This window comes from Mesomycoplasma ovipneumoniae ATCC 29419, assembly GCF_028885435.1.
GTDB lineage: Bacteria > Bacillota_I > Bacilli_A > Mycoplasmatales > Metamycoplasmataceae > Mesomycoplasma > Mesomycoplasma ovipneumoniae.
The window spans coordinates 545,339-562,445 of sequence record NZ_CP118522.1; the positions used below are offsets into that span (position 1 = coordinate 545,339).

Here is a 17,107-nt window from a genome sequence, read left to right on the forward strand (position 1 = left end):
CCTCATATTCTATGTTTTATTTTTGCCTTTTTAGTATTTTTATATATAATTTATTAAATTATCCATTAATATAAAGGGAGCCATGACAAGGAAAAAAAAGATTTTATTTTCAATTTTTGCGTTATTTTTTGTAAGCGCAGCTTCAGTTACTGCTTTTTTGACCTACAATTATTTAAATCAACCGGTGGCCCCTGTAAAAAAAATTAGTGGCATTGATTTACTACTTGAATCAGACAAAGACAAAAAAGATGACAGTGAAGACAAATTTAGCAAAGATTACTTAGCCGAAATTGACCAATTTAATGATTTTTTTAGTGATCAAAATCAAGATTTAAGCCAAGAATATGGGCAAAGAGAAAGTTATTTTGAACAACTTTCTCTTTTAGATCTTGAAAAAATAACAAAAAATAACGTTATTTTTCCTGAAGGCTATGAGCGCTTTAAATTTAATACTGAAAATAACTTTGTCACAAAAGAAAGTGATGAAAATTTTCTTGGCCCAAAAAATAATAATTTATTAGTTTATGACTTAAATTATCCTTTAGTTGATAATTTAATTGAAGAAAATAATAACTTTAAAGCTAATATTTTGAATCAAAAATTTACAATTTTTGATTCAAAAGCTCGAAATCAAATATTTAAACTTAATAGAATTGGCGCATATGCCCAACCTTTAAATAATTCCGATAAATTTGATTGAATTTACCAAAAAAACGTAAAATTTAAGACCGGAACTGCTGCAATATTAGATTCTAATGATGAAAAAACATTATTAATTACAAATAATCACGTTTTAAGACCACTGGAAAGTTATAAATACAACGATGAAAATTTCGAAATTAAGAGCCAAAAAATAAGATTCTGAAATACCTTAGGTGGAAATTTTCTTGAATGATATCAAAATGGAAAAATTTATAGCCTCGACAGGGATAATATTGCATTACTTTTTTATGTAAAAAAAATTTATGAGGAAAAAATTAGTAACTTTGATCAAGTTAAAATTTTAGAATTTCTTATGAATTTCTATAATGATTATTTTGAAATTCCTTCTGATTTTGATAATCAAAAATTTGATCTTGGAGTTTTTTATTTTAAATACAAAAAGTTTATTGATGATTTAAAAGAATTAGCTAAATTTTACAGAAAGAATAAAGCCGATATCTTAGCAAAAATTCAACAAAATCAAACAATACCTGACCCTAATAGTGCTAAAAATAATTCAATTGAATCAAAATTTGAAAATTTTCTAGCAACTTATCAAAATTTTATTGATTTCTGAGAAAAAATGGTAAAAGAAAAACCTGTTCAAATTTCAGAAAAAGTTTGAAAAAAAGGCGATTCAACCTACGATTTTAATGTAGGGCTTTTTTGACCAAAGTCAAAACCTATGAAAAATAATTTCAAGGGTGTTTATGCTTCTGATCCTCAACAAAATTTTTCACGCTTATCATTGTATTTTTATACAAACAACGGGCCTGGCGCTTCTGGTTCAGGAGTTTTTAACGAAAAAGGTGAACTCCAATTTATTAATGGATTTGGCTTAATCAACAATTTTTACGATAATAATTCACGAATAGAAAAAAATTATTATGACAAATTAAACACAAATATTTCATTATCAGGTGGAATTCCTCTTGTTACTGAAGATTTTAATTTAACAAAATTAATAAAAGAATTTTACCCTTCTAGTCAAAAGAGGGGATTTACTGCGATTCAAAACGAAAAAATTGTTGTAAATAAAAAATAAAAAAGCGTAAGTTTTTTAATTTAAACTTACGCTTGGTTTCATACCGGCGCACCGATTGCTAGAATTATTATGAGATGGGAATTAAACCAATATTTTTAAAATATTTTTACTTATCTTAAAAATCTCATAATATATATGAAATCGACATTAATTATACCACAACTTTTTTAAAAAGAAGAAAAAAAATAAAAAAAATAAAAATGACTTGTACAAGCCAGTAAATTAGTATTTTTTACTATGTTTCTTTTTTTATTTTTGGGCTAAATTAAAGAAAAAAAGAAAATTTGCAAAATGACATTTGTAAACTTTATGTGGAAAAAGTTATGAAAATTCCTTAATATGATATAATTTTTTTAATTTACAGGTGGTTTTTATGAGTAAAATAACTAAGCAGCAACTTGGTGCAAAAATTTGACATGGTGTCAACAGGTTGCGAAAAAATCTTGAGGCCTATGAATATAAGGACTATATTTTAGGTTTACTTTTATACAAATTTTTATGTCAAAAACAGACTGAATATTTAATTAGTCAGGAATTTGATAAGGATGATCTCTATCTTTTGGATGATCAATTGGACCGTAGTGATATTGACCTTGGAAATACTGGGGTCTTAAGTTGGGGAGTGGTTGATAGAAAAATAGAGTCATTGAAAGACAAAAATGGATTTTTTATCCAGCATCGGAATTTATTTGATTCTTGAGTCAAAAATAAACAAAAATTTGACATTAAAGCTTTTCAAGGTGCATTTAAGGATTTTAGTGATGGAGTTAATGAAATAGTTAATAAATCTAAAAAGTCTTCTCATGCTTCATTATTTAAAGGTTTATTTTCTAAATTTGAAACTGATTTGGCAAAACTCGCACCAAATGCCAAAGAACAAACTGAAGTCATTTCTCAACTTATTGACACTATCAATGAAATTCCAACTACTAGGCAACAATACGATGTTCTAGGTTTTATTTATGAGTATTTAATTGCTCAATTTGCCTCAACTGCTGGAAAAAAAGCTGGCGAATTTTATACACCTCATGAGGTAAGCGACTTAATCTCACGAATAGTTGCATTTTATTTAAAAGACCGCAAAGATATTAGTATTTATGATCCAACAAGTGGTTCAGGTGGTCTGCTGTTAAACATCGGTCAAGAATTTAAAAAATATAGCGAAAGTTCAATCACTTATTATGCTCAAGAGATTAAAAACGAAACTTATAATTTAACAAGAATGAACTTAATTATGTCAAACATAAATTCCGATCAAATCTATGTTCGTAGAGGAGATACTTTGGAAGATGATTGACCTTTATTTGAAAATGAAGACACTAGCACATATCGATTGTTAACTGTCGATGCTGTTGTCTCAAATCCACCATATTCACAAAGATGAGAACCAAAAAATGCCGGTCATACAGAAAGATTTGAAGAATATGGAGAGCCGCCTGAAAACAAAGCAGACTATGCTTTTTTGTTACACGACTTATATCACATAAAAAAAGACGGAATTGGTGCAGTTATTTTGCCTCACGGAGTTTTATTTCGAGGAGGTCGCGAAGGTCAAATTAGAAAAAAACTAGTTGAAAAAGGGCAAATCGACGCTATAATTGGTCTTCCGGGTAATATGTTTTATGGAACTGGGATTGAAACTGTTATTATCATTTTAAGAAAAGATCGTTTTAAGAATGATATTCTTTTTGTTGATGCATCAAATTTATTTGTTAAAGATGGAAAAAATAACCGCTTTGCTAAATCACATATCAAAAAAATTGCTGATATTGTTAACCATCGTCTTGAAACTGAAATTTCAAAAATAATTAGTTTTGAAGAAATAGAAAAAAATAATTTTAATTTAAACATTTCACGATATGTTGAACTAACTGCAAAAAAAGAAGAAGAACATGACCTATTTTCATTAGTTTTTGGCTCAATTAGCAAAAAAGAACTAAAACGTTTTGATAGTTTTTTCCTTAATTTCCCTCAAATCAAGGAAAAAATGTTTAAAGAAAACCAGGAAAACAGCGATTATTACGATTTGCTTTCGCAGGACTATATAAATATTATTTATAATGACAGTGATTTTCAAAATTATCTAGAATCATTTGAAACTAAAGTGCGTGACTTTATCAATTTTTTCCAAAGTAAAGTATCTGATATTAATTCAATTAAAAACATTAACTTAATTCAGCTAGAAAAAGATATAACTGAGTACATTTTTTCATCTTTAAAGTTTCCATTAATTGATACTTATGATGTTTACCAAATTATAATTGATAATTTTGAAAATGTCAAGGAAGATTTAGAACTTTTACGGGAAAATTTTTCTGATTCTGGCAGCCTAGATATCAAAGAATTTTTAAATGATCAAATTGAATCAGTTGATAGCGTTAATCAGAAAGAGAAAGATTCTCGTAGAATTAAGTCATGAAAATCTAAACTTTTTAGCAATGATTTAATTGAGCAAAAATTTTTCCCAGATGATTTTGCTCAATTAAATAAGGTTCAAGATCAAATTGATCAATTTGAGTCTGAAATAAAAGAGCTATACCAGATAATTAGTGACGAAGATAAAACTGATGAAATTTATAACGATGAGAAAAACACTTGAATTCAAAGTGGCATTAAAAAATTAGCTAAAACATTTAAAGATTCAAAAGAATCAAGAGAAAAAGATTCTTTTGAATCTTTAATAATTCAAATTAATGAAAAATATTCAGATATCGAAAAAGTAAAAAAAGATTTAACTAATTTAAAAAATGATTTAACTAATAATTCCTACAATCAATATTTGAATTTGAATGAAAAAGATTTTTATGATTTGTTAATTTCAAAATGATGAGAAAAGTTTATTCAAAACTTTAAGGAAAAAAGTGAAGAATTCGTTGATGAGCAAATCTCAGGAATATCCGAAATATTAAACAAATATAAGCACACTTTTGTTGATATTCAAAAGAAAGTTTCTGATTTAGAAACAAAAATGTCTACTTTTTTGGATGAGCTTGAGGGAAGTCCCGCAGACATGGAAGCTATTAAAAAATTGTCTAATATTTTGAAGGCAAATTAATGTCCAAAAATAAAAATATTCCTGAAATTAGAATAGAAGGATTTAATCAGCCTTGAGTTAAAAAAAGATTGGGCGATGCTTTAAAACACGAACAATCATGAAAATATATCGAGTCATCCACTAAATATTTTAATCATGGAATTCCCGTTTTAACTCCGGGAAAAACTTTTGTGCTTGGTTATGTGAAAGACATAAAAAATATAAAAAAAGCAACAGAAAATTCACCAATAATTTTATTTGATGATTTTACAACTCAATCTCGGTTTATCGATTTTGATTTCAAAGTTAGAAGTTCTGCACTTAAATTGTTAATCAATAAAAATCCAAAAGATAATCTTTACTTTCATTATTTAATTTTACAAAAAATTAAATACAACGTAAGACATCATGGCAGGCATTGACTTCCCCTTTTTGTTAATTTTACATTTTTTCAACCAGGTTGACTTGAACAGCAAAAAATTTCACAACTTTTTGAAACACTTGAAAACTTAGTTAATAAACTTGAAGAAAAAATGAACCTTCTGAAAAATCTTAAAAATGGTTTTACTAATAAAATGTTTGCTAATTTTAGTTCAGATTTTCCTTCAATTAGATTCAAAGGTTTCGAATCAACCTGAATTACTGATCAAGTCAAAAATTTATTTGAGCTTTCCCGAGGCGAATCAATAACGAAAAACCAAATAAAAACTAGACCCACACACACACACACACAGAGAGAGAGAGAGAGAGCGGATACATCTACCCGGTTTACTCATCACAAACAGAAAATCACGGGATTTTAGGCTATTATAAAGAGTTTTTGGCTGAAAATGTCTTGACATGAACGACCGCTGGTTATGCTGGAGTTGTTAATTTTCGAAAAGGAAAATTTTTTGCAACAGGTTCTTGTGGAATATTAAAATCAAAAAAATATCCTGAAAGCGAATTTTTTGCCATTGCAATTGGATTTCAAACGAAAAGAAATGTCACAAATGGTATTATTCCTTCTCTAAAAATTATTGATATGGGCCAAATTGAGGTAAAATTCACTACTGATATTGCTGAACAACAAAAAATTTCGCAACTTTTTGAAACTTTTGACTCACTAATTCTTGCGTATGAGCAAAAAATTGCCTATTTTCAAAAAATTAAAAAAACTTTATTAAATGAAATGTTCATTTAGGTGCATATGAAAAATTTTAAAAGTGAAAAAGAATTTGAACAAGCAATAGTTGATAGATTAACAAGCCCAAAAAATGGCTGGCAAGGTTTTAGAGATGAATCTGGCTATAAAAATGGGTATAGTGTCATTTTGGAAAATGTCACAGAAGAAATTTTAGTAAAAAATTGGAAAGATATTTTGTTTCATAACAACAAAGACGTACTTAATAATGTTAGTCTTAGTAATGAAGAAATGGAGCAAGTTATTGAAAAAATTGATAATTGCCCAAATTTTGTTGAAACAAATATACTACTAACTAATGAGTATATTTCCATTAAAAGATCAAATCCAGCGCTAGACCCGGAAAAAATTGGCCAAGAAGTACAACTAAAAATATTTTCAAAAAAAGATATCGGTATAGGAAATAACATTTACCAAATTGCGCGTCAAGTAACATTCAAGACAACAAAGAATGATGAAAAGCGTGCTGATTTAATGCTTTTATTTAACGGGATGCCTTTAATTCATATCGAATTAAAAAACCAATCTGAAAAAATTCAAAGTGCTATAACCCAAATTAAAAATTATGCCAAGAGTGGATTTTATAAAAGAATCTTCAAATTAGTACAAATTGTTGTGGCAATGAAACCTAATGAAATGTTGTATTTACCAAACACAAATGATATTGAAAATATTAATGATAAAAATTTTTTAAAATGAACTGACAAAAATAATCGTGCTATAAATGATTATTTAGAATTAATTGACAAATTTTTCAGTATTCCAATGGCTCATAAAATGATTGGCGACTATATAATCGCGGATAACAAGGAAAAAAATCTTAAGGTTTTAAGAAGTTATCAAATTCATGCGGTTGAAGAAATAATTGGCAGACGATTGAAAAGGGATCTAAATTTTTCTAATAATTTGCATGAGTGCCAAAAAGGCGGGTATGTTTGGCACTCAACAGGATCAGGGAAAACGCTAACTAGTTTTAAATTGGCTACTCTCATTTTGGAAAAAGAGCTTAGTGATATTGTAATTTTTGTTGCTGATCGAATTGAACTCGTCACTCAGACATTAAAATCGTTTAATAACTTTAATTCTTCAGGAAAAATCGATGTTATTGAAGCAGAATCAACAGAAAATTTAATTGATCATCTTTCTACTGATTCTATAAGACAAAAATTAATTATAACTTCAATTCATAAACAATCACGGATAACAAATGAAAATTTTAGTAAAAAGTTAAACAAAATTACAAAAAAGAAAAAAATATTCATTTTTGACGAAGCACACCGAACAACATTTGGCGATATGTTTACTAGTATTCTCAAAAACATGACAAATTCAGTTATTTTTGGTTTCACAGGTACGCCAATACTTGAAATAAACGCTAAAAATAGGGTAGGTTCTGATGATCTGGGAGTAACTACCGAAGATAATTTTGGTCCAAGATTGCACAAATACACAATGGAAAATGCTATGGAAGACAAAAAAGTCCTAGCATTTAGTTCAGAATACAGTTTTATGGATCACTTAACTTCTACAACACTAGATTTAGTTCAGGAAAACGTTAAAAACAAAATCGGAATTACTGAATACCGTTCTAAATTTGGGAAAAATGATAAACAAATTATTGATCTCGAAGAGAAAATTTTCGAAAGATACGGTACAACTCATGAAAAACAATATAAAGAAGAGGTTGTCAAAGATATTCTAAAAATATGACCTAATCGAAGTAATAAATATTTTTATTCGGCAATCTTAACTGTTGAATCAATCGAAAGTGCTATTAAATATTTTGAAATTTTTAGAGAACAAATTGAAGAACAAAATCTAAATTTAAAAGTTACAGCGCTTTTTGATCCTTCAATTGATTCATCTGTTGATTCGTCAAATAAATCACGAGGATTGGACAAAAAAGAGGATATTGAAAAAATTTTACAACAATACAACAAAGATTTTCGTCAGTCTTTTGATTATAATACCCATAAAAAATTTAAAAAAGATATTCAAGACAGATTAAAGAGGGATAATTTAACTAAGTTAGAAAATGGCAATCTCGAAGGTCAATTAGATTTATTAATTGTTGTTGACCAACTTTTAACAGGTTATGACTCAAAATACATAAACACGGTTTATTTTGATCGACTTCTTAAATATGAACATTTAATTCAGGCAATTTCAAGAACAAACCGCATTGAAAACAACGAAAATAAACCTTTTGGAAATATTGTTTTTTATCACCGGCCAATTTTTTTATATGAAAAACTTACTGAAGCTTTAAAAGCTTATGCTTATGCCGATCCAAAAATGGCAGATCCAAAGAAAATTGAAATATTTTACGACGAAATTAACAAGAATTTTAGAAGTTTACAAAAACTTTTTAGCGATTGAAAGCATCCCGATTTTGAGAATGTACCTGAATCAATCGAGCCAAATGAAGCTAAAAAGTTTATAGAATGTTTTATAAAAATCAAAAAAAGTTTAATTTGTGCCGAAATTCTCGGATTTAGCTGGGAAAAAAACAAAGAAAGTGAGAAAATCTGATTAAATGAAGAGCAATGAAAAAAGTTAAACGTGAGAATTGAGGATGTTAGAATTGAATATAACAACACTAATCCAAACAAAGAATATGATGAAGTTTTTAATGAATTAGACAATCTTCAACCAAGTATTTTAAGAGAAAAAATCGATTCTTCATATATTCAAAGTTTGTTTTATGACTCCAATAAAAAACTAACTTTAGAGGAATTTTTAGCACAGGTTCAAAGCGAAATTACAAAATTTCTTAAAGTTGACCAGGCATTTGCTAGAGAATGTTTTATTGAAATGTATAATGATAATCGAGGCATTGATATTAATATTTGCGTTGATGAAAAACGGAGCGAAAATTCTGATAATGAAATAAATAAATTCGCTGAACAAATGAATATTGATAGTAAAAAACTTAAAAATTATATTAATGATAATAACCCTGTTGATTTCAACGACCGAATCGAGAGGTTAGTCGAAGGCAGGCTAAATGAAAATGTCAAAGAAAATATTATCAAAATAAAAAAATGAGCTAATACCGATGAAAACAAAAATAAAATCAAAAAATTCTACCATTATGACATAATTTTGGAATTTATCGAAGCCCAAAGAGATAAACTTAAACAATAAAAAACACTTAAATTTATTGTTCTTATTAGCTTAACAAAAACTATTCTGGCCACTTTTTTAACCTAAAAAGCAAAATTATAAAATATTTAAACTACCTTTTTAGTTAAAACACAGGCAAAATCAATTTATGTAATAAACAACAAAACCATAAAAAAATACAACTACTATTTAAACTCAATGCAAAAAGAAAACTCGTTTTTATTTACATGAGCCTAAAAAAATATATGAAGTTTTGAAAGAACAATAACTTAAAAGCCTTAAATTTGAAGATTTCTAAACGGTTAAATTTAAGGCATTTCATCATATTTAAAAACATGATGAAAAATTCGCGTTGTCTGATTTTTTTAAACAAAAAACATAACTAATCCCTCCCTTAATTCAATATAAAATTTATTAATTAATTCTTAGAGTGACTCTATTATAACAGAATTTTTTCTTAGACCAAACATTTTTTTTTTTTTTTTTACAAAAGGTTATTTTCAAAATAATAAAAACCCCTTCGGTTGAAATTCAAAGGGGCAATTTATTTGTTTAATTAGGTTTAATTAACCTTTTTTCAAAATTATTTAAATTTACTAGTTTAAATAAGCATCTACAAAAGATTCTAATGTTTTATCACGAGCAACTTTGACAGCATTTTCATCATCGCCAAAATCAGAATTTCTTACAACCGCAAAAGCCTTAATTAAAACTTTTGCTTTTGAATCTGGAAAAACTGGTTTTGGAAGATCTGAAGAATTAGGTTGTCCTGAATCAATAGGTTTTTCTACACTCACTTCAGGATTAGGCCCAATTTGGAAATAATCAAGATTGTAGGTGTTAAATTTATTTGGTGAAGGTTTTCCTTGTTCATCTTTGTTAAAAATAGTTTTTGAATAAACCTTGTCAAATTTAGGTCTTTGGCTTGAAGATGAATATCCACTTACTTCTAAGGTTCCAGATCCATCAGCTTCTTTGTTCATTGAAATCTCAACAACAATTGTTGATCCGTCTTGAATAAACTGGGTGTCTGATTCAAAGTTGTTTTTTTGGTTAAATTTACGGTAAAGTAGTGATCGATTTTGCAAAGTAATTGTTGTCTCATCACTGCTTTGCCTTGTTAGTTCGGCAAACTGATCAGGCTTAATTTCTTTTAGAACTTCAGGTGGCAAAATTAGAGCTTGTTGGGATCTGACGGGTTTTGCTTCTTCACCACCGTTGCCAAAACTAAATTTAAAGTCATAATCAATTCCTAAAACATATGCAAATTGTGGATTTGCATTTTTAATTTCTTGGGCTTCAGAAACAGTTGGCGGGGTAGCTCCGTTATCAGTTCCAGAATCGGTTTGTCTTAAAAAAGATCCTCTTGCCCGAGTGTTTTTTACTCTTTGTACAAAAATTCCTTTACCTTCTTTTGAAGAAACTAGGTAATGCTTGTTAAAATCGTTAATTCCGCTAATTTTAAAAGCCAAAAAGAATGAACCTTTGTCAATATTAGTTGGGTTTTGTGGGGGTGTTGGTGAAGAAGTTGCTGAACTGGAAGGTCCTTGACCGCCTGAAGATCCTGAAGTCCCCGAATCCGGTGTCGCACTAGTTTGACTTGGTTGGAATTTTATTGTTTTAGTGATTGAATATCCGTCGTTTTCTTTAGTTATTTTACCTTTAAATTTCAGTTCAGGACGACCAAAATCACTAAGAATTGACTCGCCATCTTCTTGAAGAACAACATCATTTTTACCGTCAATAAAAACTAAAGGATTAAATTCGCGAGTAATATCATAAGCAGTTTTTTCACTAAAAATATTAGAAATAACTATTTTTGAATCAGCAAGGTTTTGGCCGGTTTGTTTATCGATAAGACTAAAATTTAACTCTAATGCTTTTGAAAGTGGGGTTGAATTTAGTTCTAATTCAACATTTTGGGCATTGTTTTTTGCTAAAAGCAGAGTTTTTAGGATTGAAACTCCTAGTCCAAAAGTTTTTTGTGCGCCTGTGCTTTCAGTTTGTTGACTGTTTTCAGAATCAGGATTTTGGGGCTTAATTTCGGCATCTTTTTTGATTTGCTCTTGTAAGTCTTTGGTAAATTGCTCAATTTCTTCGGGAGTTCCAGTTTTTCCTTTTTCTAAAAAGTAAGTATTAGCAGCAACTTTTTCAATAATTTTATCATCTTCGTCTTCAGAATTATTTTTAATTATATCAAAAATTTGGCTAACATATAAATTAATTTGAGTGGCTGTGATTGTTGGGCTATTTTCAGGTTTCTGAAATGAAAAATTAGTTGATTTTGCAAGACTTCCTTGGGCTTTTGCAATTTTTCGTTCTAGAGGTCTTAAATCAGGTTGGAAGTCTATTTCTAAGTCAAAATTTGGGACTTTTAGTGCTAAATTTTGATTTTTTGTTGGACTAACATTGACTAAAAAGCGAACTTGTTGGGCCTTTAAAAGTTCATCTTTTTCGGAATCTTCAACCTTTTTCAAAGAAGGTTGGATTTCTATATCTCAAATATCGCTATCATTTGCGCGGAATTTAAAAGATTTTAGGAAATTAGATTCAAAAAATGAACTAAAATTAAAGTCGCTATTTGCTTTTTGGTATAAAACTTCTGCTAAGGATTGATCTTTATTAATTAAATCAGCTTGAACTTGCGGTTTTAGTTTGAAAATTTCTTGACCACTTTGGGCGATAAAAACTGATAATTCTTCAAAAATTTGGGACAAATTGGACAGTCCTTGAATTGGAAGTTCAAAATTTGTTTTTGTTTTAGTGTCTAAATTTTGAATTTCTAAATTTAGACTTAAAGTCGCCTTTGAATCGTCAAGTGCTGAAAAACTAAGATTTTTGTCTTTTAAAGCAGGAGTGATAATTTGCTTTGAATTTAAAAAAGTAGGCAAATTTTGTCCGTTAATTAGGTTAAGTCCGATATTGTTTTCAATAAAAGCACGCTCGAGCGCACGAGCTGGACTTAAATTTCTCACGAATTTTGAATAAGAGTCTTGAATTTTTGCTTTTAGCTCACTTGGACTAACTAATTTTCTGGATTTTAATGTTAGCGAAGATCTTTTTGTGTCAATATCAAAATTTTCGAGCTGATTTGAGTCGGATTTTGTACTAAATCCGGTCAAATTAATTTTTTTAGTGACTGTTGCATTTGTTTTAGGATCGCTAACGAAAACTAAAACATCATTAATTGCGCTATTTTCAACTTTTACATCTTTTAAGTCAAAACTAATTTCAAAACCGTTATTTTTTAGCTCATCAAAGTTAAAAACTGTCGCTAAATCCAAACTATATAAAGGATTTGTTGCTAATTCAAGCACTGATTTTGCTGATAAATCACTAAAATTAGTTTGAATTTTGACCTTATCTAGCAGTCCAAAAACTTGTTGTTTATCAATTGAACTAGCAGAATCAAGTTTGAAATCATTAGGTTTTTCAGCAACTTTTTCAAAATATGATTTATTATAACTATTAAATCCAAGGGCAATACCGACAACTGTTGAAGCAAAAATTGTCGTTCCTAAGCCAATTGTTATTATTTTAATATGCTTTTTTGCAATCATTTTAATTCCTTATTTTAACTTTGCTCTGTGGTTTCTGGTGTTGAATCGCTTGAAGTTTGACTCGCGCTAACTTGTTTAATTACAGTAATATTGAATTTTTTTGAATAACGATATTTTTCTTCTTTTGGTTGTTGGGTAGGTTCGGCGGACGCTGGAGTTTCAGCTGGTGCTGGAACTGCTGGAGTTGGAGCTGGGGAAGTTGTTGGTTCGGCAGCTGGAGCGGGTGATGCAGGCGCTGGTGATGGGGCTGCCGGAGCTGGTGCAGCTGGGATTTCTTCAGAAGTTAAAACTTGCTTTGTTTCAACAGTTGCTGGTTCGCTTGATCCACTATCTGTTTGTTGGTCGGTTTGGCCTTGATCTGAAGTACTCCCATTATTTTCTTGTTGCTGACTAGTTTGGTTTTGATCTGAAGTGCTTTCACTATCACTTTTTTCTTGATCAGTTTGGGTTTGATCTGAATTTTCTTCGACTTTTTTTGCTTCTTGATCGGTTTTTTCTTCGGCAGTAAGTTGATCTAGATAAGATTCTGGAATTCCTACTTGAATTGTGATAAGTTTTTTATTTGGATCCTTTAAAATATCATCCTTAATTTCGATGTTAATTTTTAATTTAGGACTATCTTTTTCTGTTGAAGTAAATAAACTAGTAAAACTTTGTTTAAGAATTTGGCTAATTTCTGCACCAAATTTTGGTAATTTTTTTGTAAGTTCGTCTTGTTTTTCAGTTTCAACAGGGGTTTGAGTTTCAGTTTCACCTTCAGTTGGCTGAACTTCTTCAGTTTTTTGTTCAGTTTCAGATTCTTGAGCTTGTTGTTCTCCTCCGCCTTCTTGAGTTTGTTGTTCGGCTTGAACTTCTTGCCCTTGTTGAACTTGCCCAACTTGTTCACCTTGTTGAGTTTCTTGAACTTGTTCAGTTTTCTCAGTATCACTAAAAGGTTTTGCAAGCGATTTTAATTCTAAAATTTGCGAAGAAAGACTAGAAACCAAAGCTGCTTGAACCGCAACTGCACCTGAGCCACTTGTTGTCCCGCCATTTTGTTCGGTTAATTTTTGAAAATCTTCCTCACTAAGGTGAATTGTTTGGTAAGAAACGGGAATTGCATCGATTATTTGGTCAAGTTTTTTAGTAACTTCATTAATTTTTGCAGTTTTTTCGTCAATTGTTTTGAGTATTAGTGTGGTTTTTGGACTTTCAAAAAGTGGAGCACTAATTGTTCCAAATTCATCCCTTATTCCTAATTTGTAATAATAGTTAATAGCTTTATATTTTTTTGAAATATCTTCATTTTGGACAGAAGGGTTTTGTTTTTTAATTTCCTCAAGATCGCTCAGTGAAATTTCATCATTTGGCTCAAAAATAATTTCTGAATCTAGAAGGGCAATTTCTGACCAATTTTGATAATTATTTAGAAGACCTGCTTTGTAATAAAAGGCACTAATTACATCTGCTAAAGTTTCAAAATTAGCGATATTTTCGTCAATTTTTTCAAATTTTGCAATTTGATCACTTTTTTGGGCAAAAAGGTTTAGACTTGTTAATGATTCAAGAATTTTTTCATCATTTTTTAAAGTTGAAATTTTGGACTTAACATCTTTAGGTAAAAATAATGTTGATACAAATCCTGAATTTTCAAGGTTGCTATATTGATTATTAAAGCTAAATTTCTTAAAATTGCTTGAATTAAGTTTAACTTGTGTTGCACTTTCAAAAATTTTATTTCAATCAAAATTATAATCTCTATCAAGATCAACAAAATTAAAAATTAAACCTGATATTTTTAAAAAATCAACAAATGCTTGAACTACAAGTCTAGGATTTTGTTTTGCTAAAAATGAATAAAAAGCACCAGTTTCATTAGGATTTTGCAAAAACTGAGTCGAATCTAATGAAATTGTACCGGTTTTTTGCGCATGTAGTGAATTATCAGCCTTAAAACTATTTGCATAGTCAAATGGGAAAATTAATGTTCCAGTTCAAGCTTTGATTAGACTTTCATGATTTGAATAATTATAATTATAACCACTTATACTTTGAAGATAACGACTTAATTTTTCAAAATCATTATCTTGAATTAGTTGATCAATTTCTTTTTTACTATAAGGATTGTTAGAATCTAGTAAAAAGTATTTGTATTTTGGTTGTTTTTTGGTTTGAGTATTACCTTCAGATTGGTTAGTAGATTCGGGTTGAGCTGTTGTGTCATTTTGGGAAGTTGCGTCAGTTGTTGTAGATTGGGTGGTTGTTGTAGATTGGCTTTCGGTGGAAACAGTATCATCTTGTACAGAAACTTGTTTTGCCTCTGATTCTTCAGTTTTTTCAGTTTTTTTAACTTCAGAAAGTTCTTTTTTATCCTTAGCAGTATCATCTTTTTTGAGCATTTTTAAATCAAAATTTTGATTTAAAAAAAGAAAATAGCGTCCATCGTCAATTTTTTGGTCGCTATTTTCATCAATAATGCTAAAGTTTTCTAGGTTAAGAACACCTAATTTTTCTTCAACTATTTCCGATGATTCTTTACCGTAAAATTTCTCAGAAATTTGAATTCTATAAGGTAATTTTAAGTCAAATTTACTGTCATTTTTAGAAATTTCAACATTAAAAGGATCAAAAACTAAATTAACACCTTCATTAGGTAATTTATTTGATGAATTTTTTAATCCAATATTCAAAGGTTTTTCTAAAACTTGATTGATTATTTGAACGATTTCTTTATTAATTTTTTTGTTTTTTATGTCAAAATTCGATAAGGTGAATTTTGTCTGTAATAAATTTAGAAAATCTAGAACACTAATATTGACTAATTTTTTAGATTCAGTATTTGATAACTCAATACTTTCTATTAAAGATTTTGAAGTTGTAAATAATGAGTTTCCTTCATTATCAACAATTCTAACTGGTTCAATTCAACTTTTAACTTCAGGAAAATCAAGTAGTTTTTGAGCTTCTAAACTAAATTCAGCTTTCAAAAATAAATTTAAAAAACCTCTACCATCAACAAAGGCATATTCATTTGTTAACTGATTTTTTTCAAAGGTAAAATTAAAGATTTTATTATTAGAATCAGGAATTAAATTTTCCTCACTATTGTATATATCAAATAAAATATGCTTGATTTGTGGTAATAATTTACTTATTTTATTTTCAAGCTCCTTTGAAGTACGGGCTAAATTCAAAAAACTTAATATATCCTCAGCTCGCCTTAGAAAAATGTTGTCATTTAAAGTCGCCTGGGTATTTCCCGAATCAGCTGAGAATTCTTTGGTTGAGTTTTTATCTTTTAGACTAGAAAATTTAGTTTGAAAAAGTTTGATAATTTTTTGTAATTTAGAGCTAAAATTTGATCGTAAAAATTGTGATTTTTGCAAAAAACTAATTTCTTGAGAATAAATATCTGATTGCACAAAACTTTGGTCAGGCAACTTTTGTTTAACTTGATATTTAATTTCAAAACTTCGACTATCATCATTTGCTGTAATATCAACAAATTTTAGGTGTGGTTTATGAATATCAACTTCATCAGTGAGATCAATTTTTTGGTTTAGATCATTTGTTTTTTGAAAAACATCAACAAGGCGACTAAGATCGAGATCCTTTTGTTTGTTTCCGTTTTCATCAAAAATTATGTTTTTTATACTATAATAATCATCATTAGCAGATAAATCACCTAATTTAAATGAGACTAAGTTAATTTTTTTGGCAAAATTTTGAACATTTTCTCGCGGATTACCCGAATAAGAAATCCGAGTAGTTAAAACGGCAGTAGCCGTAAAAACCCCAACCCCAAAAAGACTAACTGCTATTCCCGTTTTTGACAAAATATTTTTTCTCAAAACATTAAATAGTGATTTTTGTTTAGGTTTACTCATAATCATATAATTATACCTTAAAGTAAAATTAAATCTACATTAATTTAAAAAATTAAGCCCAATTTTTGCATTCAAATCACTATGAACGGCGTCAAACTGCAAACTCAAGAAAAATAACTATCAAAGCAAAAACACTGAATTTTAAATCTGACCATCATGAAAAAAATCTGCTTATTAATCAAAGAAAGTAAACTAAAAAAGCTAAAATTTTAGCTAAAAAGCAAAGTTATAAAATATTTAAACTGCTTTTTAGTTTAAAACACTGACAAAAATCATAAAAAATACAACTGCTATTTAAACTCAATGCAAATAGAAAACTCATTTTTATTTACATAGAGCCTAAAAAACATATGAAGTTTTGAAAGAACAATAACCAAAAGCCCTAAATTTAAAGATTTCTAAACAGGTAAATTTAAAGCATTCCATTATATTTAAAAACATAATGGATAATTCGCATTTTCTGATTTTTTATGCCAAAACATAAGTAATTCCCCTTAATTCTAATTTCTAAATTTATTAACTATTCTTAAGTGATGTTTATTATAACATAATTTTATTTTTGATCAAGCTTTTTTTTTTTTTTTTTGCAAA

7 protein-coding genes are annotated in these 17,107 nt (G+C 28.7%); 5 read left to right on the forward strand and 2 right to left on the reverse strand.

Features of this window, described 5'->3' with window-relative positions; genetic code table 4:
- Nucleotides 1-82 precede the first annotated feature (82 nt).
- The 5 genes from PWA39_RS02085 (at nucleotide 83) to PWA39_RS02105 (ending at nucleotide 9,111) form a co-directional block, all read left to right on the forward strand.
- Nucleotides 83-1,747, forward strand: coding sequence for an Mhp366/Mhp367 family surface (lipo)protein (locus PWA39_RS02085; RefSeq protein WP_069099413.1), 1,665 nt, complete (start codon nucleotides 83-85; stop codon nucleotides 1,745-1,747).
- A gap of 373 nt (nucleotides 1,748-2,120) precedes the next feature.
- Nucleotides 2,121-4,802: a type I restriction-modification system subunit M gene (locus PWA39_RS02090; protein ID WP_069099414.1), complete on the forward strand. Its 2,682-nt coding sequence runs from the start codon at nucleotides 2,121-2,123 to the stop codon at nucleotides 4,800-4,802.
- The gene (locus tag PWA39_RS02095) at nucleotides 4,802-5,584 is read left to right on the forward strand and encodes a restriction endonuclease subunit S domain-containing protein (RefSeq protein WP_075949686.1); all 783 of its coding nucleotides are present in this window, start codon (nucleotides 4,802-4,804) and stop codon (nucleotides 5,582-5,584) included. The genes PWA39_RS02090 and PWA39_RS02095 overlap by 1 nt, the downstream gene beginning before the upstream one ends.
- A complete protein-coding gene (locus PWA39_RS02100) occupies nucleotides 5,581-5,964 on the forward strand; it encodes a restriction endonuclease subunit S (protein WP_240534018.1) in 384 nt (127 codons plus the stop codon). Before PWA39_RS02095 ends, PWA39_RS02100 begins: the two co-directional genes overlap by 4 nt.
- Nucleotides 5,965-5,970: 6 nt before the next feature.
- Entirely contained in the window at nucleotides 5,971-9,111 is a 3,141-nt protein-coding gene (locus tag PWA39_RS02105) for an HsdR family type I site-specific deoxyribonuclease (protein ID WP_069099415.1), read from the forward strand.
- A 575-nt stretch (nucleotides 9,112-9,686) separates the two neighbouring features.
- Here PWA39_RS02105 and PWA39_RS02110 read toward each other — a convergent pair.
- Together PWA39_RS02110 and PWA39_RS02115 are read right to left on the reverse strand one after the other, a co-directional pair.
- Nucleotides 9,687-12,650 (reverse strand): P110/LppT family adhesin N-terminal domain, encoded by a 2,964-nt coding sequence (locus PWA39_RS02110; RefSeq protein ID WP_069099290.1) that lies wholly within the window; start codon nucleotides 12,648-12,650, stop codon nucleotides 9,687-9,689.
- A 14-nt stretch (nucleotides 12,651-12,664) separates the two neighbouring features.
- The gene (locus tag PWA39_RS02115) at nucleotides 12,665-16,522 is read right to left on the reverse strand and encodes a P97 family adhesin (RefSeq protein ID WP_069099289.1); all 3,858 of its coding nucleotides are present in this window, start codon (nucleotides 16,520-16,522) and stop codon (nucleotides 12,665-12,667) included.
- Nucleotides 16,523-17,107 lie beyond the last annotated feature (585 nt).